Here is a 25,144-nt window from a genome sequence, read left to right as displayed (position 1 = left end):
GTCGGACTCCGTTATCTGCATATGCTGTGGCGGCCGCTCCTGCTCAGCCGATGACCTTCTTCACGACCTCGGTCAGCCGCTGTGGATCGAAGGGCTTGACCAGCCAGCCGTTCGCGCCGGCCGCACGGCCCTTGCTCTTCATCTCGTCGCTCGATTCCGTGGTCAGCATCAGGATCGGCACTTTCTGGTAGGTGGGCAGGCCGCGCAGGGAGCGGATCAGGGTCAGGCCGTCCATGCGCGGCATGTTCTGGTCGGTGAGGACCAGGTCGAAGACCTGAGATTTCGCCTTGTCGAGACCGTCCTGGCCGTCCACCGCCTCGGTGACCTGGTAGCCCGCGGCGCGCAGGCTGAACACCACCATCTGCCGCAGCGAGCCCGAGTCGTCCACTGCCAAAATCGTCTTTGCCATGTTTGTTGCTCCTGATTTCCGTTTGCGGGATTTCCCGCCGATCGTTGTTCCTGTCGCGCGGCGATGACTAGAAAAGCTCGATGTCGCCGCTTTCCATGTGGGTCTGGCACACCGCCTTGTACAGCGCGCTCTCCAGCTTCACGCTCTGTTCTTCCAGCGCGTTGTTGATGCTGGTGAGCGCGGCGACGATTTCCTCGGCGCTGCTTTCGGAGATGCCGGTGCTGCCGGAGCCGACGCTGTCGAGTACGTCGCGCAGGCCGGTCACCCGCTGCATCGTCCTGCCGATCAGCTGGCTGGTCATGTCCTGGAACTGCAGTCCGGTCACGGCGGCGTTCACATGGCGGCCGACCTCTTCCTGCCGCGCCCTGATCTGCGCGGCGGTTTCCGGTGCGACGTCGGCGCCTGAGGCAAGCAGCGCATCGATGGCCTGCTGCTGGGCGCTCACCGCCTCGTGGATGGACATGAAACTGGCGCCGAGCTTCTGTATGGCTTCGGCGAGCAGGACATTCGTCTGCACCAGGTCCGTCTCGATCTCCGCAAGATGCTGCGTGCCGTGGTCAGACAAGTTCGACAGCAAGTGCCTGACTTGCGATCCGAGCAGCTTCTCTCTTGTCATGGTCTCATTCCGTCCTCAGGGTCGCCCGTATCGCGACCGACATTATTGCGGCCTGGCCGCGGGGGCGGCCGGCGCGGCGGGAGCCTGCGCTCCCTGCGCCTGCACCTCCACCGTGCCGCCATCCTTCAGGGCGGATTCTTCCGCCTTCTTGTTCATGACGATGATGCTGATGCGGCGGTTGATCGGATTGAAGGGATTCTCCTTGTCGAACAGCATCGCCGACGACAGGCCCACCACGCGGATCACCTTGGCTTCGTCCATGCCGCCGGCGATCAGCGCGCGGCGCGACGCGTTGGCGCGATCCGAGGACAGCTCCCAGTTGCTGTAGCCCTTTTCGCCGCTCGCATACGGCGTGGCGTCGGTGTGGCCCGACAGGCTGATGCGGTTGGGGACGTCATTGAGCGCCTTGCCGATCTCGAGCAGGATTTCCTTCGTGTAGGGCTGCAGCTCGGCTTTGGAAAGTGCGAACATCGGCCTGTTCTGCTCGTCCACGATCTGGATGCGCAGGCCCTCGGAGGTGATGTCGAGCAGCAGCTGGCTCTTGAACTGGTTGAGCAGCGGACGCGCGTTGATCGCGTCCTCGATCTTGGTCTTGAGCGTGCGCAGCCGGGCCAGTTCGGCGCGCTCCAGCTCCTGCTCCAGGTCCTTGAGATGCGCGGCCTGCAGGTTGTAGGTCTTCTTCATCTGCGGGTCGTCGGCCTTGCGAACCTGACCTTCCTTGCGCGTCAGGTCCTTGCCGCCGCCCTGGATGACGCTCGAACTGTCGCCCGAGCCCGAGCCGCCCGACATGGCGACCTTCAGCGGCGTCTGGAAATATTCGGCGATGCCCTGCAGGTCGCCCTTGGCGGTCGAGCCGAGCAGCCACATCAGCAGGAAGAAGGCCATCATCGCCGTCACGAAGTCGGCATACGCGATCTTCCAGGCGCCGCCGTGATGTCCGCCGCCGCCCTTCTTGATGCGCTTTACGATGATCGGCCGCAGCCCTTCGTCAGCCATATGTTCCTGTTCCCCCAGCCGCCTTGCGGATCATGGCTGCTTATTTCGACTTGGATTGCTTGATGTGATCTTCCAGCTCGCTGAACGACGGGCGCTCGGTCGAGAACAGCACCTTGCGGCCGAATTCCACCGCCAGCGCGGGCGCATAGCCGTTGAGGCTGGCCAGCAGCGTCACCTTCACGCACTGGAACATCTTGCTCGACTCATGCAGCTTCTGCTCGAGCAAGCTGGCAAGCGGGCCGACGAAGCCGTAGGCCAGCAGGATGCCGAGGAAGGTGCCGACCAGTGCATTCGCGATCAGGATGCCGAGTTCCGCGGGCGGCAGGCCGACCGAGGCCATGGTGTGGACCACGCCCATGACCGCCGCGACGATGCCGAAGGCGGGCAGGCCGTCGCCGAGTTTCGAGACGCAGTGCACCGGGATCTCCCCCTCCACATGGTGGGTCTCGATCTCGTTGTCCATCAGGTTCTCGATCTGGAACGCATCCATGTTCCCCGCCACCATCAGGCGCAGGTAATCGGTCATGAATTCGGTGATGTGGTGATCCGCCAGGATGCCGGGATACTTGCTGAAGATCGGGCTGTCCTCGGGTTTCTCGATGTCGCCTTCGATCGACATCAGGCCCTCCTTGCGCACCTTGCTGAGGATCTCGAACAGCAGGGTCATCAGCTCCATGTACAGCGCCTTGGTGTAGCGGGAGCCCTTGAGCACGGTCGGCAGGGCCTTCATGGTGGCCTTGATCGCCTTGCCGTTGTTGCCGACGAAAAAAGCGCCGACCGCGGCGCCGCCGATCATCAGCAGCTCCACCGGCTGGAACAGGGAATGCAAATGACCGCCCGCCAGCAGGAAGCCGCCGAAGACCGACCCACAAACAATGATGTATCCGACAATGACTAACAAGACCCGGCTCCGGCGTGATGGTTACTTTCCAGGGACGATATTTCCCACGAGCATTTTGCCAATTCACCGACAGGATCACAACCAGTATCTGGCCGACTGTCGTCGAATCTGTCGTCGAATCGCCCCTGTTCTCGAAAGCGGTAAGGAATTTACGTCCGCAAGGATGGAAAACTTGAGTTTTGCTACATGCGCCAGGCGAAAAGCGGAGGATGGCCCTGCCCCGTCTGCAGAACCTGCGAGGCCTGCTGTCCCGGAACCGGGAATTCATGGCTGACCAGCAGCGAGCCGGGACGCATCTCGCGCCGCGCCTTCGCCCAGAGCGCCGGCATGGCCGCCGGCGACAGATAGGCGAAAACCAGGTCGTAGCGCCCGAAGTCCAGCGCCTCGTAGTCGCCGCGCGAAAAACGCGCGCGGCTGCCGAGCCAGCGCGCCCGCAGCGCGCTGGCCAGCCACGGCAGCGGCGCCAGCTCCACGCCTTCGACCTCGGCATCCGGGCGTACCCGCGCGACATGCATCGCCATGCCGCCGAAGCCGCTGCCGATATCGATGAACGACACAGGCTCGCCGGGCCGCGGCGCCGGCAGCAGGCCGACGACAGCCTCCCATGCGGCGCGCCGCGACGGGTAGTACGGCACCTGGGTGCGGAAGCTCGACCAGTAGAGCGCGAGCAGCGCGGCAAAAGCGGACAGGAACAGTACCGGCGGCAGGCGCAGCGCATGCATCGCGGCCGCGGCCGGCGGAAACAGCAGATGAATCCAGGTCCACCAGCTGGCCATGCCGGCCAGGCGGGACAACAGCGCGGCGATTACGGCCTGCAGCAGCACGGCATGCGCGATGCTGAGTTCGACGCCGGCGATGCGGGCCGCTGCGAACGACAGCGCCAGCACCAGCGCGAATGCGCCGAGCTGGACCGCGAGCGCCTGCACCGAGGGAATGCGCCAGGGCGGACGGCGCGCCGGCGCCCGATCGTTATTCATGTGAGGAGACTGCGGGCCCGGCAGGCGTGGGATGAAGCGATGGCAATCAGGCTTGCGTCGAAGCCGGGGCCGAAGCCGAAGCCGAAGCCGCGTCTTCGCGCGCCTTGCGTGTCTTGCCCGCCCGCGACGGCATGTGGCAGAGGCCGCAGGTGTAATCGTGGTTGAGGTCGAGACGGTGCACGACGAACTCGCCGCCGCACTTGCTGCAGCAGGCCGTCTCCAGCATCTTGCTCTCGAAGAAGCGCACCAGCGTCCAGGCGCGGGTCAGCGACAGCACGGGCTCGCCGCCCGGCTCCGGTTCGACCTGTTCGAGGTAGAGCTTGTAGGCCTTCATCACGGCTTCGATGCCGCTGATCTGGGCATGCTCGACCAGGTATTTGTGGATGTTGATGAACAGCGAGGAATGGATGTTCGGCTGCCAGGTGATGAACCAGTCGGTCGAAAACGGCAGCATGCCCTTGGGCGGCGACACGCCCTTGAGTTCCTTGTAGAGCTTGAGCAGGCGTTCGCGCGAGAGCGAGGTTTCGGATTCGAGCAGCTGCAGTCGGGCGCCGAGATTGATGAGCTCGATGGCGAGCTGAATCTCTTGTGCTTCGGTTACTACGCTTTTCTTTGTCATGTCGATCCCGTCTCTGTCCGAACGCCTTACGCCACTTGCTCGACCTGCTGGCCCGCCATCAGGATCGCCGCGTGCGTATGCGCGAGTTCGCGATCCTTGTTGTAGTTGGTCAGCATGCCGAGTATCGCGCCATCGTCGAAACGGAAGCGCGCGAGCATCATGTTGGTACCGGCAAGCTTGAGAAGCTGGGAATTGTTGAGGCCCTCGATCAGGTCCGCGATTTCGCCGCTGATCCCCAGCCTGAAAACCGCGGTGGCCTTGTCCGACCGGATCATCTGCTGTGCAAGCATCAGATAGCTCAGGTTGGCATCCCGGATTTCAGCCAGCATGTCGCTCGTTTTCATGTACACCCCCGTCGGTTGAGATCGCGGCTTATTGCCTAACGGCATTCCGTGAAAGGCGATTCTCCAGAGTAACTATGGGAAGGGGAATAGGCCTTTGCCCGTATTTGGAGACGGACAAACGGCGAGCAGCCCTGTCGTCTTTTGTCCTACAAAAGACGAACAGAGCTATTCAGCGCTTGCAGACTGAAGCGCTGGAAGCGGCATGGATACTGGGTTTGCGGCGATCAGACGGGCCTCGCCAGGCATCCCTTGCCGGTAACATATTGTTAAAAAAACTTACTTCCCGGCAGCCAGATTCGTGCATAAAAAAATGCCGCTTCCGGTCGCCTCTGTTGCTTATCGGCAGCAATTTCAGGAAATTTAGGGTGTCCGCGAAAAAAATTTTCGCCGGCCTCGTACTGCCTTCCTTATGAATAACGGCAGACCCGCAGCCCGATTTAGGGCCGCCGAAAAAAAAATCCGCCGAAGCGGATCCTGAAGGGAAAGGCCCCCATGTTCCGGGGGCCGGTCCTGGAGAGATCAGAACTCGTCCCAGTCGTCGCCCGCGGCCACCGGCAGGCTGGCGCGCGCCGGCGCGGACGCCGGTGCGGGCGGGGCCGCCGGCCGCCTTGCCGGAACCGACGATCTGGCCGCCGGCGCCGGCCGTGCCGCGGTCGGCTGCCGGGGAGCGCGCACCGGGGCGGGCGCGGCGTCGCCGCCGGTCGACAGCTTGAAGACGCTGACGGACTCGGCAAGCTCCTTTGCCTGCTTCTGCATCGAATCGGAGGCGGCGGCCGCCTCTTCCACCAGCGCCGCGTTCTGCTGGGTCACCTGATCCATCTGCGCGATCGCCTGATTCACCTGTTCGATGCCCGCGGTCTGCTCGTCGCTGGCCGCGGCGATCTCGCCGATCAGGTCCGCCACGCGCCTGACGCTCGCCACCACGTCCTGCATGGTCGCGCCCGCCTGGTCGACCAGCGCGCTGCCGTCGTTCACCTTCTGCACCGAATTGCCGATCAGTTCCTTGATCTCGCGCGCGGCCGACGCCGAGCGCTGCGCCAGCGTGCGCACCTCCGCCGCCACCACCGCGAAGCCCCGGCCCTGCTCGCCGGCCCGCGCGGCCTCCACCGCCGCATTCAGTGCCAGGATATTGGTCTGGAAAGCGATGCCGTCGATGACGCCGATGATGTCCACGATCTTGCCTGCCGACGCATTGATCTCCGACATCGTCTCCACCACCTGGTGCACCACTTCGCCGCCCTTGCCCGCCACTTCCGACGCCGCGATCGCCATTTGGTTGGCCTGGCGTGCGTTCTCCGCGTTCTGCCGCACGGTGGAGGTCAGCTCCTCCATCGACGACGCCGTCTCTTCGAGCGAGGCCGCCTGCTGCTCGGTACGCGAGGACAGATCGAGATTGCCGGCGGCGATCTGGCCGGAGGCGGTCGAGATCGATTCCGTGCCCGACCGCACCTGGCTGACAATGCCGAGCAGGCTGTCCTGCATGGTCTTCATCGCCGACAGCAGGCTGCCGCCGTCGTTCTTCCTGAGCACCACCGGCGAGGTCAGGTCGCCGCCGGCGATACGGCGGGCGACCTCGGCCGCGTCATCCGGATCACCCCCGATGGAGCGCTCCACGCTGCGGATGACGAGCAGGATGCTGCCATTGAGGAAAATGCCGACGATGGTCAGCATCAGGAAGGCGCGCCAGAAGTCGCTGATGAGCGCGTCGGTCAGATCATCGAGATAGACGCCGGTGACGAAGCTCCAGTCCCAGGGCTTGTAGGTCAGCACGTACGAGCCCTTGGGGAAAACCTTGGACTGGTCCGGGTGACCCGGCTTGGGCCACACATACTCCACCCATCCCTCGCCCTTCCCTTTTGCGATCGCCGCCATGTCGCGGAACAGGTAATTCCCCGCCGGGTCCTTGTAGTCCCCCATGTCCTTGCCATCCAGCTCAGGCTTGAGCGGATGCATGACCACCGCGGCGCGCGACGAGATCACGGTCAGATAGCCATCCTCGCCGAACCGCATGGCCTTCACGCGTGCCAGCGCCTGCTTCTGCGCCTCCTCCACGCTCATCTTCCCGGCCGCCGCGAGCGCCGCATACTCCTGCACCACGGACAGGCCGATCTGCGTCGCGTAACGCAGCGACAGCTGGCGCTCCTCCAGCCGGCGCACCTTGTTGCTGTACATGTCGGTCAGCGTGATCGCCCACAGGCTGATCCATGCAATGACGAGCGGGGCGAAGAGCTTCTTGCGAAATGACCACTTCATTACTTTGACCTTTCTGTCGGTGAGTCATGCCGGCGCCGGCCCGGTCCGGACCAGGCGATTACACCTGCGCACGACATGGTTTCTGTCAGCCGAAGTATAGGTTGCTGGATGGATTGGAAACAGGCAGCGGGACCCCGACAGGCGCGTCATCTCTCGTCCTACAGCAGGCGTCCGGGCGTCTGTCTTCGATGACGGCGGTTGTGCAGACAAAAGGGCGTGCGAAGTGCGACGGATGGCCCCGGGCTAGCCGCCGCGCTTTCCCTTGCGATGGGAGCGGGCCTGGGCGGCCGGCTCCGTCGGCTTCGGCGCCTTCCCGGCCCTGGCCTGCGCGGGACCGACGCGGCTGATACGCAGGGGCTGGCCGGCGACCGCCACCGATTGCAATTGCCGCATGATTTCCCTCGGCATGCCCTCCGGCAGATCGAGCAGGCTGTGGTCGTCGAGGATTTCGATGCGGCCGATGTAGCGCGCTTCCAGCCCCGCTTCATTCGCGATCGCGCCGACGATGCTCGCCGGCCTGACGTCATGCATGCGTCCGACCTCGATGCGGTAGGTCTCCATGCCGACCGCCGGACGGGGGTCCGATGGCTTTGCGCGCTTGCTGTCTTCCTTGTGCCCGGCACCGCTTCGCCGGGCGGGCGGCTCGTGCCCCTCCCTGCCATGCCCGGCTTCCGATCCAGGCCCGCGGACTTCCGAGATGCGCAGCTGGCGCCCGGCGACCCACGCTTCACCCAGCTTGTCGAGCGCTGCGGCCGGAAGCCTGGCGTCCAGTTCGACCAGCGCATGGTCGTCGCGTATGTCGATACGCCCGATATGCCCGGCGTCGAGCTTCGCCTCGTTCGCGATCGCCCCGACGATGTTGCCGGGCCTGACGCCATGCATATGGCCGACTTCGATGCGATAGCGCTTCATCCCGGGTTCCGCCGGATCGTCGTCCGCCGCGTTGCGGACGCGTCGCTGCTCTCCGCCGCGCGCTTCTTCCGCCCGGGCAGGCCCGCTCTTCTCGAGCAGCAAGGGCGTCCCGCCGCGCGCCATCCGGGCGAGCGCGGCCGCGATTTCGATCGCGGGAATGTTCCGTTCACGCTCATAGTCCTCCACCAGGGAGCGGAACACATCGAGTCCATTCTCGGCGAGCGCCTCGGAGATCTGGTCCTTGAAGCGGGCGATACGCGCGTCATTGATGGCCTGCACCGTCGGCAGTTCGAGCACCGTGATACGCTGGCGCGTCGCCCGCTCGATCGTCTTGAGCAGGTGTCGCTCCCGGGGCGCGATGAACAGGATGGCCTCGCCGCTGCGGCCGGCGCGTCCGGTGCGGCCGATGCGATGGGTATAACTCTCGGGATCGTACGGCACGTCGTAGTTCACCACATGGCTGATCCGCTCCACGTCCAGGCCGCGCGCGGCTACGTCGGTCGCCACGAGAATGTCGATCCGCCCTTCCCGCAGCTGCCCGATGGTGCGTTCGCGCTGCTGCTGCGCCATGTCGCCGTTGATCGCGGCGGCGGCGAAGCCGCGTGCCTGCAGCTTGCCGGCCAGCTCCTCCGTTTCAAGCTTGGTGCGCACGAAAATGATCATCCCGTCGAACGGCTCGGCTTCCAGGATGCGTGTGAGCGCATCCAGCTTGTGCATGCCGCTGACCAGCCAGTAGCGCTGCCGGATGTTGACGGCGGTCGCGGTCTTCGCGGCAATCGTCACTTCCGCCGGCTCGCGCAGATAGGTCTGCGCGATGCGCCGGATCGGGGCCGGCATGGTGGCTGAAAAGAGCGCGCTCTGCCGCATCGCCGGCGTGCGCTGCAGGATCGTCTCGACATCGTCGATGAAGCCCATGCGCAGCATCTCGTCCGCCTCGTCGAGCACCAGGGTCCTGATCCGCGACAGGTCGAGGGTGGCCTTTTCAATGTGATCGATCAGGCGCCCGGGCGTGCCCACGACGACATGCACGCCGCGCCGCAGGGCGGCAAGTTGCGGGCCGTAAGCTTGTCCTCCATAAACGGGCAGCACGCGGAAGCCGCGAAGATGCGCCGCATACTTCTGGAATGCCTCGGCGACCTGGATCGCAAGCTCCCTCGTCGGTGTCAGCACCAGGGCTTGCAATCCCCCGTCCTCAAGGCCCAGGCGGGCAAGTACCGGCAGCGCGAACGCCGCCGTCTTGCCGGTGCCGGTCTGCGCCTGGCCCAGCACGTCGCGGCCGCTCAGCAGAATGGGAATGGCCGACGCCTGGATCGGGGACGGCACTTCATACCCCAGGTCCCGCAGAGCGCGCAGCAGCGGCTCTCCCAGGTCGAGTTCGGCAAAGGACAGAGAAGAATGGGTTTCGTCGGGCATGCCGATACCAAGCATAATTCCTACCAGCTTGCGCGAGGGAAGACTGCAGGCGGCTTCCGTCGCCGGTTAGGGGCGTCAGCGAAGGCAAGCAGCTTCGGCGCGCATGAGCGGGGTAAAACATGCGCACGCAAAGGGACGTATTTGCACGCCCGGAGATGCGTGCACGACTCGTGCGGAGACTGTATCCGCCGCCGGGGAAGCACACCGGGCAGAACCTGGAGGACGCGGGAAACAAAAAAGCCTCCGCAGGGGAGGCTCTTTGCAGTGGAAGAAGATTTCGGCTGAGGCGCCTTCTTCATCCACCCAAGTCCGTGAGGGACTTGTCTGTACTGGCGGAGACGGAGGGATTCGAACCCTCGATACAGGTTTAAGCCCGTATGCTTCCTTAGCAGGGAAGTGCCTTCGACCTCTCGGCCACGTCTCCACACCCGGCAGCTTACGCCACCGCAGTGAAGTCACGCATGATAGCGACTCATGCGCAATTGGTCAATGAAACATTGCTTTCGAATGCGCTTACTCAAGCCTTCTCGAGGTCGAAAGCCTTGTGCAGCGCGCGCACGGCGAGCTCCATGTACTTTTCGTCGATCAGCACCGAGATCTTGATCTCCGAGGTGGAGATCATCTGGATGTTGATGCCCTCCTCGGACAGCGTGCGGAACATCTGCGAGGCGATGCCCACGTGGCTGCGCATGCCGACGCCGACCACGGACACTTTCGATACCTTGGTGTCGCCGACGATGCTGCCCGCCCCGATGTGCTCCTTCACGCTCTTGTTGAGGACGTCCATCGCCTTCGCATACTCGCCGCGTGCGACGGTGAAGGTGAAGTCCGTCTTGCCTTCGACCGACTGGTTCTGGATGATCATGTCGACTTCGATGTTGGCGTCGGCGATCGGTCCCAGGATCTGATAGGCGATGCCGGGCTTGTCGGGCACGCCGAGCACGGTGATCTTGGCCTCGTCGCGATTGAACGCGATACCGGAAATGACGGCTTGTTCCATGTGTGTGTCTTCCTCAAACGAAATCAGGGTGCCGGAAGTCGCTTCCTCTTCCAGCGGCATCAGCGGATCGGTGAGCGACGACAGCACGCGCGTCGGCACCTTGTAGTTCCCGGCGAATTCGACCGAGCGGATCTGCAGGACCTTCGAACCCAGCGACGCCAGTTCCAGCATCTCTTCGAAGGTCACGGTGCGCAGCCGGCGCGCTTCGGATACGACGCGCGGGTCGGTGGTGTAGACGCCGTCGACGTCGGTGTAGATCAGGCATTCCTGCGCCTTCAGCGCCGCCGCCACCGCCACCGCCGAGGTATCGGAGCCGCCGCGGCCGAGGGTGGTGATGTTGCCTTCCTCATCCACGCCCTGGAAACCGGTGATGATCACGATGCGGCCGGCGGCGAGGTCCTTGCGCACGCGCGCGTCGTCGATCGACTGGATGCGGGCCTTGGTATAGGCCGAGTCGGTCTTGATCGGCACCTGCCAGCCGGCGTAGGACACCGCCTGCTTGCCGATGGTCTGCAGCGCCATGGACAGCAGCGCCACCGAGACCTGCTCGCCGGTGGATGCCAGCATGTCGAGCTCGCGGGGATCGGGCTGCGGCATGATTTCCTTGGCCAGCGCAATCAGCCGGTTGGTTTCGCCGGACATGGCCGACGGCACGACAACGATCTGGTGTCCGGCGTCGTGCCACTTGGCGACGCGCCTAGCGACGTTCTTGATGCGCTCGGTCGAGCCCATCGAAGTGCCGCCGTACTTGTGAACGATTAAAGCCATAACGGAGGATGAGGAAGCTTCAGGAGAAAGGAGAAATTGTGATAAAAATCAACCCTTTACTTTACCTGCCACAAGACAGGAAAGCAAGACGGTAGGCGCGATAATTCAGGCTTCCCCCTGCAAAACCGCACAAAATACGGTCGCCCTCGTGCGCCGTCAGCGGCGGTCGGGCTCCCATTTCAGCGAAATGCCGGCCTCTTCCGGCGTCACGGCCCGGTTCATGCCGATGCCCGCGGCAAAGAGCAGCTTTCCGTCCGCCGTCACCAGCGGAAGAATCCGGCGCTCCCACGCGGGCACGTCGAGCGCCTGGAAATGCTGCTTGAGGCTGCGCGCGGGACGGTTGGCGGCAAGCTTCAGCGTTTCGCCGCCTTGCCGGCGCCGCAGTTCAAGCGGCTGCGACGCCAGCCAGCGCCGCCCGGCCTCACCCTCCACCGCGAAGCGCAGGCTGCCGCGATAAGACGGGAAATGCAGCACCTCCTCACCCTGCCACCGGAACGGAACCGGTGCCGCGTCGAGCATCGCGTCTTCGATGCACGGCACGAGGAACAGCCGGCCCCGGTGACGGTGTATCTCGCCGTCGGGATGTTCGACGCGCACCCGTGCATCCTCCCGCGCCGCACCCACCTGGGTCAGCATCTGCTCCAGCCAGGCAGTGCTCGGCATGCGCATGCCGCGCCTGGCAAACCAGTGCCGGACGACGTTGGACGCACGTTCCGGCCCGAGTTCGTCAAGACGATCTAGGCGCAGGCTCTCGCCCTCGAGACAGCGCGCCAGGTCTTCGGCCGCGATCTCGTCGAGCAGGCGCTGCGCGGCGCGTGCATGGTCGGCCGCGCGCGCCAGCCGCGCCTGATAGCCGGGAAAATGCGCGGCCAGCGCCGGCATGACGGCGTGCCGCAATGCGTTGCGCGCGAAGCGCGGGTCGCGGTTCGATTCATCATCGATCCATGCCAGCCCGCACTCCCGGGCATAGGCTTCGAGCGCAGCGCGGGTGACGCCCAGCAGCGGGCGCGCGAGCGCGATGCCGGCGTCGCCGAGCAGTCCGGGGGCGCTGCTCACCGCTTCCATCGCCCCCATGCCCGCGACGCCGGCGCCGCGCAGCAGTTGCAGCAGGACCGTCTCCGCCTGGTCGTCAAGATGGTGCGCGGTCAGCAGCAGGCGCGCGCCGTGCTCGCGGCAAAGCTCGCCGAGCGCACGGTAACGCTGCAGGCGTGCACCCTGCTCGATGCCGTCGCCTTCCCTGGGCACGGTGACCTGCGCGGCGTGCACGGGGACGCCATGCCGGGCGCATTCCCGTTCGACGTGCTGCTGCCAGAGGTCGGCGTTCGGACTGAGACCGTGATGCACGTGGAGCGCGAGCATGCGCAACCCTGCTTCGCCGGCGTGGCGGCGCGCGAGATCGAGCAGAACCATGGAGTCGAGCCCGCCGCTGCATGCCACCGCAAGAACCGGCGGGTCGCCGGAAACGCAAACGCGCGCCAGGATCGCTCCGAGCGCGCGTTCAAAAGCCTCGCGCAGCGAGGCCTGCTGCATGTCGGCCACTTTATTCCGAGGGATTGATTTCCTTGAACTTGCCGTAGCTCATGAGCTTTTCGTGGCGGGCCGCGACCAGTTCGCGCGGCTTCATGCCCTGCACCTGGCGCAGCGAATCCGCCAGCGCGCGCTTGAGCAGCGCCGCCATCTGCTTGGGATCGCGGTGAGCGCCGCCCAGCGGTTCATTGACGATCTTGTCAATCAGGTTGAGCGCCTTGAGCCGGTGCGCGGTGAGGCCGAGCGCGTCGGCGGCGTCCGCCGCCTTTTCCGAGGTCTTCCAGAGGATGGAGGCGCAGCCCTCCGGCGAGATCACCGAATAGGTGGCGTACTGCAGCATCAGCACCACGTCGCCGACGGCGATCGCCAGCGCGCCGCCGGAGCCGCCCTCGCCGATGATGGTGGCGATGAGCGGCACCTTCAGCTCCGCCATCACGTAGAGATTGTGTCCGATCGCTTCGGACTGGCCGCGCTCTTCGGCATCGATGCCGGGGAAGGCGCCGGGGGTATCGACGAAGGTGAAGATCGGCAGGCCGAATTTCTCCGCCAGCTTCATCAGGCGCATGGCCTTGCGATAGCCCTCGGGCTTGGGCATGCCGAAATTGCGCAGCGCGCGCTCCTTGGTGTCGCGCCCCTTCTGATGGCCGATCACCATGCAGGCCTGTCCGTTGAAGCGGGCCAGGCCGCCGACGATCGAAAGGTCGTCGGCGTAAGTGCGGTCGCCATGCAGCTCATGGAAGTCCGTGAATATCTCGTTCACGTAATCCATCGTGTAGGGGCGCTGCGGATGACGCGCGATCTGCGAGACCTGCCACGGCGTCAGCTTGGAGTAGATATCCTTGGTCAGCTGCTGGCTTTTCTTGGACAGGCGCTCGATCTCTTCGGAGATGTCGACGGCAGAGTCGTCCTGTACAAAGCGCAGTTCTTCGATTTTTCCCTCGAGTTCGGCGATCGGCTGTTCGAAACCGAGGAAAGTGGTCTTGCTCATCGTGACTCCTTGTTCAGCAGAGCGTTGCGTGCCGGGACTCAGTACACGACCGGGGCAGCGTCGAGGCTGCGCCATAGATACCAGGTCGCGACGGTGCGCCACGGCTCCCAATTGGCCGCAACCTCTCGCGCATCGCTGCGGGATACTGGCTCGCCGGAAAAATAATTGACGCTGATGCCTTTCAACAGACCAAGATCGTCGAGAGGCAACACATTCGGACGGAGCAGATTAAATATCAAAAACATCTCTGCTGTCCAGCGTCCGATACCGCGTATCTGGATCAGTTCCGAGATGACTTCTTCGTCGCCCATCTCCGCCCATTTCTCGGCGTGCACCCGCTTGGCCTTGAAATGCTCGGCCAGGTCGAGCACGTATTCCGCTTTCCGTTTCGACAAGCCGCATTCGGCCAGCCTTTCGGGCCCGGCCTTGATGACTTGCGCGGGGGTGCATTTCGGACAAGCCTCGAGAAAGCGCTGCCAGACCGCGTCGGCCGCCTTCACCGATATCTGCTGGCCGACGATGGAGCGCGCGAGGGTGACGAAGGCTTCGCCCCGCCCCTTCAGGTGGAGATCGCCGAACTGGGGAATCAGCTTGCGCATGATGCGGTCGCGCCGCATCAGCTCATCCTTCGCATCCTGCCAGTAGTCGGGCACGCCGGGCACGACGCTTGCCATGGGAATCGCCGCCATGCCGTCAGGCCCTGCGCCACTCGGTGATGCCGCCCGGCTTGTCCTCCAGGACGACGCCGGCAGCGAGAAGCTCGGCGCGGATGCGGTCGGCTTCGGCAAAGTTCTTCGCCTTCTTGGCGGCGGCACGCGCGTCGATGCGCTCTCCGATCGCCGCCTCGTCGAGGCCGCCTTCGGCGCCGGCGGGTGCGGACTGCAGGAAGTCCTGGGCGCTGCGCTGCAGCAGCCCGAGCATGCCGGCCAGGCCTTTGAGCTGACGGGCCAGCGCCGGCGACTTGCCGCGGTTGACCTCGTTGGCGAGGTCGAACAGCACGGCGATGGCCACCGGCGTGTTGAAGTCGTCGTTCATCGCGGCGGCGAAGCGCAGCGCATGTTCTTCCTCGCGCTCGAGCGGAGCGTCGTCGGCCGGCACTTCCTTGAGCGCCGTGTAGAGTCGCGACAGCGCATGGCGCGCATCGTCGAGGTGGGCGTCGGAGTAGTTGAGCGGACTGCGGTAATGGGCGCGCAGGATGAAGAAGCGCACCACCTCGGCGTCGTACTTCTTCAGCACGTCGCGGATGGTGAAGAAATTGCCGAGCGACTTCGACATCTTTTCGTTGTCGACCCGGATGAAGCCGTTGTGCATCCAGTAGTTGACGAAGGCATGGCCATGCGCGCCTTCGGACTGGGCGATCTCGTTCTCATGGTGGGGGAACTGCAGGTCTTCGCCGCCGCCGTGAATGTCGAACTGCTCGCCCAGCAGTTCGCAGCTCATGGCCGAGCATTCGATATGCCAGCCCGGACGTCCCTTGCCCCACTTCGAATCCCACTTCACTTCATCCGGCTCGCTTGCCTTGGCCGACTTCCAGAGCACGAAGTCGAGCGGGTCGCGCTTGTCGCTGTTGCGCTCGACGCGCTCGCCCGCGCGCAGGTCGTCGAGCGACTTGCCGGAGAGCCTGCCGTAGGAAGGGAAATCGCGCACCGAATAATTGACGTCGCCGTCCGCCGCCTTGTAGGCCAGGCCGCGGCTCTCAAGCTTGTCGATGATGTCCAGCATCTGCGGCACATACTGCGTCGCGCGCGGCTCGTGATCGGGCTTCTGCACGCCGAGGGCCGCCGCGTCCTCGTCCATCGCGGCGATGAAGCGTCCGGTGAGGCTGGAGATGGATTCGCCGTTCTCCACCGCGCGCTTGATGATCTTGTCGTCGATGTCGGTGATGTTGCGGACGTAGGTGACCTCGTAACCCGAAGCGCGCAGCCAGCGCTGCACCATGTCGAACACGACCATCACGCGCGCGTGGCCGAGGTGGCAGTAGTCATAAACTGTCATCCCGCACACATACATGCGGACTTTGCCGGGCTGCATGGGCACAAAAGCCTGCTTGTCACGAGCGAGCGTGTTGTAGATCTTGATGGCAGTCATGTGTTGTAGTCGTTTCGGCAGGAGATGCGACGCGCCGCTGTATTGTCAACCGCGCATTCTTGCGCAGGGCCGCATTCCGCAAAGCCCGGTCGCCGAAACCCTTTGGGGATGCTTCTCTTTTGATAAAATGCACAGTTTCGCGGCAGTATAGCACCGTTACTTCCCTGCCCCGGCAGCCGGCAAAAGGGACACGGAAGATACACAAACACTATCCTCCTGTAAAGAGCAAAGGAAGCAGCAATGCCAGCAACCCGCCTCACGTCTTTCCTCTCGCGTCGTCGCTTCATGAACTTCTCGATGCAGCTGGCCGTCGCGGCCGGCATCGCCGGCGCCCTTCCCGCGGCGCTCGCGGCCGACAATCCCCGCGTCTCGATGAAGACGAACATGGGCGAGATCGTCATGGAACTGTATCCGGAAAAGGCGCCCAAGTCCGTCGCCAATTTCCTGCAGTACGTCAAGAACGGCCACTACAACGGCACCATCTTCCACCGCGTGATGGACGGCTTCATGATCCAGGGCGGCGGCTTCGACAAGGACATGGCGCAGAAGCCGACCTCGGCGCCGATCGAGAACGAAGCCAAGAACGGTCTGAAGAACGAACCGCTCACCGTCGCCATGGCCCGGACATCCAATCCGCACTCAGCCACCGCACAGTTCTTCATCAACGTCGGCGACAACCAGTTTCTGAATTATCCCGGCCAGGACGGCTGGGGCTATGCCGTATTCGGCAAGGTCATCAAGGGAGCCGACGTGGTCGACAAGATCAGGTCGGTCAAAACCGGCAACAAGGGCATGCACCAGAACGTCCCGCTGCAGCCGGTGGTCATAGAGTCGGCCACGGTCGTCAAGTAACTCACTGAAAAGGAAACAGCATGGCAGTCATCCTCACCACGAATCACGGCAAGATCCGTATTGAACTCGACGCGGAGAAAGCGCCGAAGACCGTCGAGAATTTCCTCGAATATGTCCGCTCCGGGCACTATGACGGCACCATCTTCCATCGGGTGATCGATGGCTTCATGATCCAGGGCGGCGGCTTCGAGCCCGGCATGAAACAGAAGCCCACCAGGGACCCGATCGAAAACGAGGCCAAGAACGGTCTCAAGAACGAAGCCTATTCCATCGCCATGGCGCGTACCTCCGCGCCGCACTCCGCGTCCGCGCAGTTCTTCATCAACGTCAAGAACAACAGCTTCCTCGACTACCCGGGCCAGGACGGCTGGGGCTACTGCGTGTTCGGCAAGGTCACGGAAGGCACCGACGTGGTCGACAAGATCAAGTCCGTCAAGACGACCCGCGCCGGCATGTTCGCCGACGTACCGGAAGAGAACGTGGTGATCGAGAAGGCGGAAATCGTCTGACCCCATGTCTGTGACAGCCTCATCCGTCGCACGGAACGGCAAGGCGCAACCGGAGACGGTTGCGCTTTTTGTTTCCGACGTCCACCTGCAGCCCGGCCTGCCCCGCACCACCGCCGCCTTCCTCGACTTCCTGCGGGGTCCCGCGCGCCGGACCCGGCGCCTCTACCTGCTCGGCGACATGTTCGAGTACTGGGCCGGCGATGATGATCGCGATGATCCGTACAACGCCGGCATCATCGCGGCGTTGAAAGCGGTCGGCGCGGCCGGTGTCGAATTGTTCTGGCTCCCCGGCAACCGCGACTTCCTGGTCGGCACGGGCTTTGCCGGCGCGGCGGGCCTGACGCTGCTGCAGGAACCGCATGTCGTGCAGCTCGCCGGCCGCAGCCTGGTGCTGGTGCACGGCGATGCACAGTGCACGGACGATACCGGCTACATGGCTTTCCGCGCACAGGTGCGCGACCCGGCCTGGCAGGCGGCCTTCCTCGGCAGGCCGCTCGCCGAACGCAAGGCCATCATCGAGGGAATGCGCAGCGGCAGCCGCGAGGCGCAGCGCGCAAAGTCGTACGAGATCATGGATGTCAATCCCGAAGCGATCGACGCGCTGTTTCGCGCGTCGGGCGCCGAGCTGATGGTGCACGGGCATACCCATCGCCCCGGCTGCCACCCGCATCAGGGCGGCGTGCGCCACGTCCTGCCCGACTGGGATTGCGACAGGGAGCCGCGGCGCGGCGGCTGGCTGGCGCTGACTGCGGACGGCGAACTCGTGCCTGTCGCTGTCGACGCGGTGTCGTGAAACAGGCCTGACTGAATGGATGCCGAGCGGGGCATTCGTGCCCGCGACGCCATCGGGGCCTCGCAAAAGAATCGTGGCGCGCGGACGCTTCCGACTCCTTGCGTCGGCAGAAGGCGCTTATTCGAACTGCCGCCGGAATTCCGCAAACTGCTGCTGCAGGCTCTCCACTTCCGCCTTCAGGCGCGCCACCTCTTCCTCGAGCTGTCCGATGCGGTCGCCGCGCGCCGGTGCTTCCACGCTGCCTGAGAAGCTGGCGGCGGTCCCTTGCTGATCGAGCCGCTCTTCGCCGCACAGCAGGTGTGCGTAACGCGCTTCCTTCGTGCCCGGCGCGCGCGGCAGCCTCGCCACCAGCGGCGGATACTTGTCGATCAAAAACTGTAGCGCCGCCTCGACGTCCTGTACCGAGCCGAATTCATGCAGTCTGCCGCTGCGGGTCCGGAGTTCGCCGGCAGTCTGCGGACCGCGCAGCATCAGCAGCACCAGGGCGGCGAGCTTGTCCTGCTCCAGCGACCATTTCATGCGCATCCGGTGCTCGTATTTCGCCACGCGCGCGCCGGCCTGCCGCACCTCCGACACGAGGCGCCGGTTCGTCAGGCGCTGCAGCACGTCGAGCACGGTATCCTCGCTGATGGACATCACAGGATCGCGGCTCGACAGCTGATTGCAGCCGGCGGTGAGCGCATTGAGCGACATCGGATAATTGTCCGGCGTGATCGCCTCCTTCTCGGCCAGCACCGCCAGCACCCGCACCTCGAAATCGTCGAGCAGGTCCTGCCCGGGATTCGCCATCGTATCCGCTTCCATCTTCGCCTCTAGTCAACCAGTTTGTTCAAGCGTTCGGGATCGATGCCGCCCGCCGGCGGCACCGATTCGCAGCTCACCCCCGCCCGTCCCAGGGCCGCCATCAGCGCCTGTATCTGCCTGTCCTGCGCCGCAGCGTGATCGATCAGCTGATGCAGCGCGGTCGCCAGCGGGTCCTCACCGCTGCCGGGGCTGATGCCGTAGGCGGCGAACACCCGCGCGGTCGCTTCCTCCCGCTGCCGGCCGGCGTCCTTCTGCACGATATGCGCCGGGTTTCCGACCGCCGTCGCACCCGGCGGCACTTCCTTGACCACCACCGCATTGGAGCCGACCTTGGCCCCCTCGCCCACGGTGAATGCGCCGAGCACCTTGGCACCGGCGCCGATGATGGCGCCGCGCGCGAGCGTCGGGTGACGTTTGGCGCCCTTGCTGAGCGACGTGCCGCCGAGGGTGACGCCCTGGTAGATGGTGCAGTCGTCTCCCACTTCGGCGGTTTCACCGATCACCACGCCGATACCGTGGTCGATGAAGACGCGCCGGCCGATGGTCGCGCCGGGATGGATCTCGATGCCGGTCAGGCCGCGGGCGACGTGAGAAATGAAACGTCCGGACCACTTGAGCCCGTGCCGCCAGCACCAGTTGGCCCAGCGATGCATGACGATCGCATGCAGGCCCGGATAGCAGGTCAGCACTTCCCATGCGTTACGGGCCGCTGGGTCGCGCTCGATGATGCTGGCGATGTCTTCGCGAAGACGATTGAACATGAGGGAGTGAAACGGAATGAACAGCGACGCGCCTCAGGCCCTGGCAAATCGCTGGCGCCGCGCCTCGTACAGGCAGACGCCGGAGGCCACCGACACGTTCAGGCTTTCGACGCTGCCGAGCATCGGTATGTTGACCAGGAGGTCGCAGGTCTCGCGCGTCAGGCGGCGCATGCCCTCGCCTTCGGAGCCCATCACCAGCGCGCAGGGGCCGGAGAAGTCGGCTTCATACAGGCCCCGGGGCGCCTGGTCGTCGGTGCCGATCAGCCAGATGTCTCGCTCCTTCAGTTCGCGCATGGTGCGGGCGAGATTGGTGACGGTGATGTAGGGAACCGTCTCGGCCGCGCCGCTGGCGACCTTGGCCGCGGTCGCATTCAGCCCGACCGCCCTGTCCTTGGGTGCGATCACCGCATGCGCGCCGGCGCCGTCCGCGACGCGCAGGCAGGCGCCGAGATTGTGCGGATCGGTGATGCCGTCGAGGATCAACAGCAGCGGCGGCCCCGAAATCGCGTCGAGCAGTTCATCCAGGTTCCGCGCCAGCGACAGCTCGCCGGCCTTGGCCACCACGCCCTGGTGGCGTCGCGTGCCCGCCATGCCGTCGAGCCTCCCGCCCTCGGCATGGATGATGCGCACCTTCGCATCCTCGGCCGCACGGATCAGATCCTGCATGCGGCGGTCATGGCGCGCGGCATCGATGTAGATTTCTTCCACCGACGACGCCTCATGACGGAGGCGTGCGGTCACGGCGTGGAAGCCGAAAATAAGTTTGCTTTTCATTGTTATCGTTTCTTCTTGCCGTTCCTGGTGCGGGCCGTCTTGGCGCTCTTGCTGCTGTTGGTGCTGTTGGATGCCGCGCCCTTGCGCGCGCCCGCCGAGGCGCCCGCCGTCCTGGTCGCGGGCTTGGCCGCCTTCTTCGCCTTGGGCTTCTTCTCGGCCGACTGGGCGGCATCGGCGCGGCGCGCCTCGTTCTTGATCACGGTGCGGATATCGGGCTCGTTGACCAGGCGCAGATCGATCTTGCGCGCGTCCAGATCCACCCTGCTCACCTGCACCGTCACGCGATCGGTCAACTGGTAGCGGATGCCGGTGCGCTCGCCGCGCAATTCATGCCGCACTTCGTCGTACTGGAAGTAATCGGAACCGAGCTCGGTGACATGCACCAGGCCCTCGATGAACAGCGCATCGAGCTGAACGAAGATACCGAAGGGCGCGACGCCGGAAATCGTGCCGGTGAATTCCTCGCCGAGCTTGTCGCGCACGAAATAGCACTTGAGCCATGCCTCGACGTCGCGCGAGGCTTCGTCGGCCCGTCTTTCATTGGCGGAGCAATGGATGCCGAGCGCTTCCCAGATCGCGAGGTCGCCTTCCTTCTTTTTCTTGCCGCTTGCCTTGTCCTCGGCGGCCATGCGGCGGGCGGCGGGCGAAAGCTGCGTGTTGAGCTGACTCAGGTCGATGCCCTTGGGCTCATAGCGCTTGCCCTGGAGGATGGCCTTGATCGCGCGGTGGGTCAGCAGGTCGGGATAGCGCCGGATCGGACTGGTGAAGTGTGCATAGGCCTCGTAGGCGAGGCCGAAGTGTCCGATATTGTCCGGGCTGTAGACCGCCTGCTGCATCGAGCGCAGCAGCATGGTCTGCAGCAGCACCGCGTCCGGCCGCATCTTGATCTTCGGGATCAGTTCGGCATAGTCCGAGGCCACCGGCGTGTCGCCCCCGCCCAGGTGCAATCCCATCTGCTTGAGGAAGGTGCGGACCTGGTTGAGCTTCTCTTTCGACGGCCCGGCGTGTACCCGGTACACCCCCGGATGCTTGTGACGGGCGAGCAGGTCGGCGGCGCAGACGTTGGCCGCGAGCATGCACTCCTCGATCAGGCGGTGGGCGTCATTGCGCGTACGCGGCAGGATCTGTTCGATCTTGCCCGCCGCATTGCAGACGATATAGGTCTCGGTCGTCTCGAAATCGATGGCGCCGCGCGCCTGCCTGGCTTGCAGCAGGGCCTGGAAGACGCCGTAGAGGTTCTGCAGATGCGGCACCAGCGCCTGCCGCTTCGCGGCTTCCGGTCCCTTGGTGTTGCCCAGTATCGCCGCCACTTCCGTGTAGGTCAGGCGGGCCGCGGAATGGATCACCGCCGGATAGAACTGGTATGCCTTGATCTCGCCCTTGCCGGTGATGACGGCGTCGCAGACCAGCACCAGGCGGTCCACCGCGGGGTTCAGCGAGCACAGGCCGTTGGACAGTTTTTCCGGCAGCATCGGTATCACCCGCCGCGGGAAATACACCGAGGTGCTGCGCTCGAGCGCGTCCTCGTCCAGGGCATCGTTGGGCTTGACGTAATGGCTGACGTCCGCGATGGCCACGATCAGGCGGAAGCCGTTGCTGCGGCCGATCTTGACCGGTTCGCAGTACACCGCATCGTCGAAGTCGCGCGCGTCTTCGCCGTCGATCGTCACTAGTGGCACGTCACGCAGGTCGACCCGGTCCTGCAGGTCCGCTTCCCTCACCTCCAGCGGCAGCTTGGCCGCGAGCTTGAGGGCGGCATCGGAAAACTCGTGCGGCACGCCATACTTGCGTACCGCGATCTCGATCTCCATGCCGGGGTCGTCGATGTCGCCGAGCACCTCGACGATCTTGCCGACCGGCTGGGTGTAGCGCGAGGGCTGCTCGATCAGTTCGACGGTCACGACCTGGCCGGTCTTGGCCTTGCCTGGCGATCCCGAGAGCAGAATATCCTGGCCGATGCGCTTGTCCTCGGGCGCCACCAGCCACACGCCGTTTTCATTGAGCAGGCGGCCGATGACCTGGGTGTTGGCCCGTTCCAGCACTTCGACGATGCTGCCTTCCGGCCTGCCGCGGCGGTCGAGGCCGACGATGCGTACCTGTACCCGGTCGCCGTGCAGCACCTTCTGCATTTCCTTCTCGGGGAGGAAGATGTCGTCGCCGCCGTCGTCGGGAATCAGAAATCCGTAACCCTCGCGATGGCCGCTGACGCGCCCTTCGAGGAAATTGGTCTGGTGCGCAAGCTGGTATTCGCCGTTGCGGTTCGGCTTGATCTGACCGTCACGTTCCATCGCATTGAGGCGTCGGGTGAGTGCGTCGATTTCCTCGGGCTTCACATCGAGTGCGGCGGCGAGCGACTGCAGGTCATGCGGCGCGCCCACGGTTCGCAAGATGCCGAGGATTTCTTCACGGCTGGGAATGGAGTATTGAAATTGGCTCAAAAGCTGCTTCGTTAAAATTGTTATTCATTCAGGGGCTAGTGTAACGGACTACTGTTGCATTGTCCTAATGCCCCCGCCTCATCACTGAATTCACTGCATTGCACCCGCGAATTGACATGACCAGAAATTCCGATATAATGCCTGTCTTTCGCAGCCCAGATGGCGGAATTGGTAGACGCACTAGGTTCAGGTCCTAGCGGTGGCAACACTGTGGAGGTTCGAGTCCTCTTCTGGGCACCAGGTTTAAAAAGGTCCGCAATCGCGGACCTTTTTCTTTTTCCGCCCCGGAAATCGTCCACCCCGCGCTTCCTCTTGCCTGCCACATCGCGCAACCACCTCGTCGCGTGATCGCCGTTCACCGCCCAAACAAAAAACCCGTTGGCGAGCAACGGGTTTTTCATTCATGGCACCGCCCTCTCCTTCGCTCGTATCTCTGCGACCGGCAAATTTGAGTCTGAATCGAGGGGCAAGTTCTGCCCCGGCACACGTTTGAACGGTGCGGCACGAACCGGCCGCGCCGCCGCTCGGACGCCTCAACCGGGTTCGCCCTTCTTCAGCCATGCCGACAGCTGGTGCGGGCGCAGGCTGTCATACTCCTCGAACGGCTGATGGATCCAGGGATTGGTCGGCAGATAGTGCAGATAGTAATCCGGCCGCACCGAAGAGCAGGCCTTGCACCAGATCACCGCGGTGCGGACTTCGGTCACCGAGGGGAAGTTTTCCTTCAGGTGGGCCTGAACCTTCTCCAGCGTCACCCCCGAGTCGACGAGGTCGTCGATCAGGAGAATCCTGCCGGCGAGCGCGCCCTTGGTGATCGTGATGTGCTTGGCGATGTCGAGCGAACCGCGCACGGTGCCGGCATCTTCCCGGTATGAACTGGTCGAGAGTATCGCCAGCGGCACATCGAATATCCGCGAAAAAATGTCGCCCGGGCGCAGGCCGCCGCGCGCGAGGCACAGCACCTGGTCGAACTTCCAGCCCGACTCGTGAATCATTCGCGCCAGTCCGACCACGGCCCGGTTGTAGTCGTCCCAGGATACCCACAGGTCCTTGTCGCTGGACATGTCGTTCATTTTGTCTGTCATCTCTTGCATCCTGCGGCGTCAGGCGAATGGATGGCGAAGGACGATGGTTTCCTCGCGATCCGGACCAGTGGAGATCATGTCGACCGGCACCCCGACCAACTCTTCGATGCGCTTGATGTAGGCGCGCGCATTGGCCGGCAGCGCGTCCAGCGACTTGGCGCCGACGGTGGACTCGGCCCAGCCCGGCATGGTTTCGTACACCGGCTCGCAGCGCGATGCATCCTCGGCGCCGACCGGGAAGATGTCGACCATCCTGCCGTCGAGCTTGTAGCCGGTGCACAGCTGCAGCGACTCGAGTCCGTCGAGCACGTCGAGCTTGGTCAGGCACATGCCGGACACCCCGTTGATCTGGACGGAGCGGCGCAGCAGCGCTGCATCGAACCAGCCGCAGCGGCGTGCGCGACCGGTCACCGTGCCGAATTCATGACCGACGCTGGCCAGGTGCTTGCCGACGCCCTGATCGGTCGGCAGCTCGGACGGGAACGGGCCTGAGCCGACGCGCGTCGTGTAAGCCTTGGTGATGCCCATCACGTAATGCAGCATGTTCGGGCCGACGCCGGTGCCGGCAGCCGCATTGCCCGCCACGCAGTTGCTGGAGGTGACGAACGGATAGGTGCCATGATCGACGTCGAGCAGGCTGCCCTGCGCGCCCTCGAACAGCAGGTTGCCGCCTGCCTTGTGCGCGGCATAGAGCGCGCTGGACACGTCGGCCACCATGGGCGCCAGGCGCGGCACGAGCGCAAGCGCATCGTCGAGCGTCTTCTGGAAATCCACGGCGTCGGACTTCAGGTAGTGCGTCAGCACGAAGTTGTGGTAATCCAGGTTCTCGCGCAGCTTTTCGGTAAAGCGCTCGGCATTCAGCAGGTCCGCCACGCGGATCGCACGGCGCGCCACCTTGTCTTCATAAGCGGGACCGATGCCCTTGCCGGTGGTGCCGATCTTGGCCGCGCCGCGGGCCGCCTCGCGGGCGGCATCGAGGGCGGTGTGGTACGGCAGAATCACGGGGCAGGCTTCGGACACCTTCAGGCGGGAGACCACCTCGACCCCGTTGGCCTGCAGCTTGTCGATCTCGCGCAGCAGGTCGGGCACGGACAGCACCACGCCGTTGCCGATATAGCAGGCCACGCCGGCACGCATGATGCCCGAGGGGATGAGCTGCAGGGCGGTCTTCTGCCCGCCGATCACCAGCGTGTGGCCTGCGTTATGTCCGCCCTGAAAGCGGACCACGCCCTGCGCGTGATCGGTCAGCCAGTCGACGATCTTCCCTTTTCCTTCATCGCCCCATTGGGTGCCGATGACAACGACGTTCTTTGCCAT

23 protein-coding genes and 2 tRNA genes are annotated in these 25,144 nt (G+C 64.5%); 4 read left to right on the top strand and 21 right to left on the bottom strand.

Features of this window, described 5'->3' with window-relative positions; translation table 11 throughout:
• Nucleotides 1-43 precede the first annotated feature (43 nt).
• The 15 genes from NCCP691_RS13495 to cysS form a co-directional block, all read right to left on the bottom strand.
• On the bottom strand, nucleotides 44-409 hold the full coding sequence (locus tag NCCP691_RS13495) for a response regulator (protein WP_220809062.1): 366 nt from the start codon (nucleotides 407-409) through the stop codon (nucleotides 44-46).
• A gap of 67 nt (nucleotides 410-476) precedes the next feature.
• Nucleotides 477-1,025, bottom strand: a complete 549-nt coding sequence (locus NCCP691_RS13490; RefSeq protein WP_220809061.1) for a chemotaxis protein — start codon at nucleotides 1,023-1,025, stop codon at nucleotides 477-479.
• Between the two features lie 42 nt (nucleotides 1,026-1,067).
• Nucleotides 1,068-2,021 (bottom strand): flagellar motor protein MotB, encoded by a 954-nt coding sequence (gene motB, locus NCCP691_RS13485; RefSeq protein WP_220809060.1) that lies wholly within the window; start codon nucleotides 2,019-2,021, stop codon nucleotides 1,068-1,070.
• A gap of 40 nt (nucleotides 2,022-2,061) precedes the next feature.
• A complete protein-coding gene (motA, locus tag NCCP691_RS13480) occupies nucleotides 2,062-2,922 on the bottom strand; it encodes a flagellar motor stator protein MotA (protein ID WP_220809059.1) in 861 nt (286 codons plus the stop codon).
• A 182-nt stretch (nucleotides 2,923-3,104) separates the two neighbouring features.
• A complete protein-coding gene (locus NCCP691_RS13475; RefSeq protein WP_220809058.1) occupies nucleotides 3,105-3,899 on the bottom strand; it encodes an SAM-dependent methyltransferase in 795 nt (264 codons plus the stop codon).
• 46 nt (nucleotides 3,900-3,945) lie between these two features.
• Entirely contained in the window at nucleotides 3,946-4,518 is a 573-nt protein-coding gene (gene flhC, locus NCCP691_RS13470) for a flagellar transcriptional regulator FlhC (protein WP_220809057.1), read from the bottom strand.
• Between the two features lie 26 nt (nucleotides 4,519-4,544).
• Nucleotides 4,545-4,862, bottom strand: a complete 318-nt coding sequence (gene flhD, locus NCCP691_RS13465; RefSeq protein WP_220809056.1) for a flagellar transcriptional regulator FlhD — start codon at nucleotides 4,860-4,862, stop codon at nucleotides 4,545-4,547.
• A 519-nt stretch (nucleotides 4,863-5,381) separates the two neighbouring features.
• Nucleotides 5,382-7,115 (bottom strand): methyl-accepting chemotaxis protein, encoded by a 1,734-nt coding sequence (locus tag NCCP691_RS13460; protein WP_220809055.1) that lies wholly within the window; start codon nucleotides 7,113-7,115, stop codon nucleotides 5,382-5,384.
• 243 nt (nucleotides 7,116-7,358) lie between these two features.
• Entirely contained in the window at nucleotides 7,359-9,440 is a 2,082-nt protein-coding gene (locus tag NCCP691_RS13455; protein ID WP_220809054.1) for a DEAD/DEAH box helicase, read from the bottom strand.
• A gap of 330 nt (nucleotides 9,441-9,770) precedes the next feature.
• Nucleotides 9,771-9,864 (bottom strand) — tRNA-Ser (locus tag NCCP691_RS13450).
• Between the two features lie 93 nt (nucleotides 9,865-9,957).
• Complete coding sequence (locus tag NCCP691_RS13445; RefSeq protein ID WP_220809053.1) at nucleotides 9,958-11,208, bottom strand: aspartate kinase; 1,251 nt, start codon at nucleotides 11,206-11,208, stop codon at nucleotides 9,958-9,960.
• A 156-nt stretch (nucleotides 11,209-11,364) separates the two neighbouring features.
• The gene (gene tilS / locus NCCP691_RS13440) at nucleotides 11,365-12,738 is read right to left on the bottom strand and encodes a tRNA lysidine(34) synthetase TilS (RefSeq protein WP_238482434.1); all 1,374 of its coding nucleotides are present in this window, start codon (nucleotides 12,736-12,738) and stop codon (nucleotides 11,365-11,367) included.
• 10 nt (nucleotides 12,739-12,748) lie between these two features.
• On the bottom strand, nucleotides 12,749-13,723 hold the full coding sequence (locus tag NCCP691_RS13435; RefSeq protein ID WP_220809051.1) for an acetyl-CoA carboxylase carboxyltransferase subunit alpha: 975 nt from the start codon (nucleotides 13,721-13,723) through the stop codon (nucleotides 12,749-12,751).
• Between the two features lie 38 nt (nucleotides 13,724-13,761).
• Nucleotides 13,762-14,511 carry a DNA-3-methyladenine glycosylase family protein gene (locus tag NCCP691_RS13430; protein ID WP_238482427.1) on the bottom strand — a complete coding sequence of 250 codons (750 nt, stop codon included), beginning with the start codon at nucleotides 14,509-14,511 and terminating at the stop codon, nucleotides 13,762-13,764.
• The gene (cysS, locus tag NCCP691_RS13425) at nucleotides 14,417-15,811 is read right to left on the bottom strand and encodes a cysteine--tRNA ligase (RefSeq protein ID WP_220809050.1); all 1,395 of its coding nucleotides are present in this window, start codon (nucleotides 15,809-15,811) and stop codon (nucleotides 14,417-14,419) included. The genes NCCP691_RS13430 and cysS overlap by 95 nt, the downstream gene beginning before the upstream one ends.
• 240 nt (nucleotides 15,812-16,051) lie before the next feature.
• Between cysS and NCCP691_RS13420 the strand changes: the two genes are divergently transcribed.
• From NCCP691_RS13420 to NCCP691_RS13410, 3 genes are read left to right on the top strand one after another with little or no spacing between them, the layout of a single operon-like run.
• Nucleotides 16,052-16,663: a peptidylprolyl isomerase gene (locus tag NCCP691_RS13420; protein ID WP_373870357.1), complete on the top strand. Its 612-nt coding sequence runs from the start codon at nucleotides 16,052-16,054 to the stop codon at nucleotides 16,661-16,663.
• A 20-nt stretch (nucleotides 16,664-16,683) separates the two neighbouring features.
• Nucleotides 16,684-17,172, top strand: a complete 489-nt coding sequence (locus NCCP691_RS13415; RefSeq protein ID WP_220809049.1) for a peptidylprolyl isomerase — start codon at nucleotides 16,684-16,686, stop codon at nucleotides 17,170-17,172.
• A 4-nt stretch (nucleotides 17,173-17,176) separates the two neighbouring features.
• The gene (locus tag NCCP691_RS13410; RefSeq protein WP_220809048.1) at nucleotides 17,177-17,965 is read left to right on the top strand and encodes a UDP-2,3-diacylglucosamine diphosphatase; all 789 of its coding nucleotides are present in this window, start codon (nucleotides 17,177-17,179) and stop codon (nucleotides 17,963-17,965) included.
• Between the two features lie 117 nt (nucleotides 17,966-18,082).
• On the opposite strand, the gene NCCP691_RS13405 is transcribed toward NCCP691_RS13410, so the two are convergent.
• Genes NCCP691_RS13405 through rnr form a run of 4 tightly spaced genes read right to left on the bottom strand, consistent with a single transcriptional unit; the run spans nucleotide 18,083 to nucleotide 22,742 of the window.
• A complete protein-coding gene (locus NCCP691_RS13405) occupies nucleotides 18,083-18,769 on the bottom strand; it encodes a YceH family protein (protein WP_220809047.1) in 687 nt (228 codons plus the stop codon).
• Between the two features lie 8 nt (nucleotides 18,770-18,777).
• Entirely contained in the window at nucleotides 18,778-19,530 is a 753-nt protein-coding gene (gene cysE / locus NCCP691_RS13400) for a serine O-acetyltransferase (RefSeq protein ID WP_220809046.1), read from the bottom strand.
• Between the two features lie 33 nt (nucleotides 19,531-19,563).
• A complete protein-coding gene (gene rlmB, locus NCCP691_RS13395) occupies nucleotides 19,564-20,304 on the bottom strand; it encodes a 23S rRNA (guanosine(2251)-2'-O)-methyltransferase RlmB (RefSeq protein WP_220809045.1) in 741 nt (246 codons plus the stop codon).
• Between the two features lie 2 nt (nucleotides 20,305-20,306).
• Nucleotides 20,307-22,742, bottom strand: a complete 2,436-nt coding sequence (gene rnr / locus NCCP691_RS13390; protein ID WP_220809044.1) for a ribonuclease R — start codon at nucleotides 22,740-22,742, stop codon at nucleotides 20,307-20,309.
• Nucleotides 22,743-22,895: 153 nt separating this feature from the next.
• On the opposite strand from rnr, the gene NCCP691_RS13385 reads away from it, so the two are divergent.
• A tRNA-Leu gene (locus NCCP691_RS13385) sits at nucleotides 22,896-22,982 on the top strand.
• A 293-nt stretch (nucleotides 22,983-23,275) separates the two neighbouring features.
• Here NCCP691_RS13385 and NCCP691_RS13380 read toward each other — a convergent pair.
• Nucleotides 23,276-23,827 carry a phosphoribosyltransferase gene (locus tag NCCP691_RS13380; RefSeq protein ID WP_238482426.1) on the bottom strand — a complete coding sequence of 184 codons (552 nt, stop codon included), beginning with the start codon at nucleotides 23,825-23,827 and terminating at the stop codon, nucleotides 23,276-23,278.
• Between the two features lie 18 nt (nucleotides 23,828-23,845).
• Nucleotides 23,846-25,144: an adenylosuccinate synthase gene (locus NCCP691_RS13375; protein WP_220809043.1), complete on the bottom strand. Its 1,299-nt coding sequence runs from the start codon at nucleotides 25,142-25,144 to the stop codon at nucleotides 23,846-23,848.

Source organism: Noviherbaspirillum aridicola (assembly GCF_019656455.1).
Taxonomy (GTDB): domain Bacteria; phylum Pseudomonadota; class Gammaproteobacteria; order Burkholderiales; family Burkholderiaceae_D; genus Noviherbaspirillum; species Noviherbaspirillum aridicola.
The sequence above is the reverse complement of the archived record's forward strand: the minus strand, read 5'-3'. Positions and strand labels throughout refer to the sequence as shown.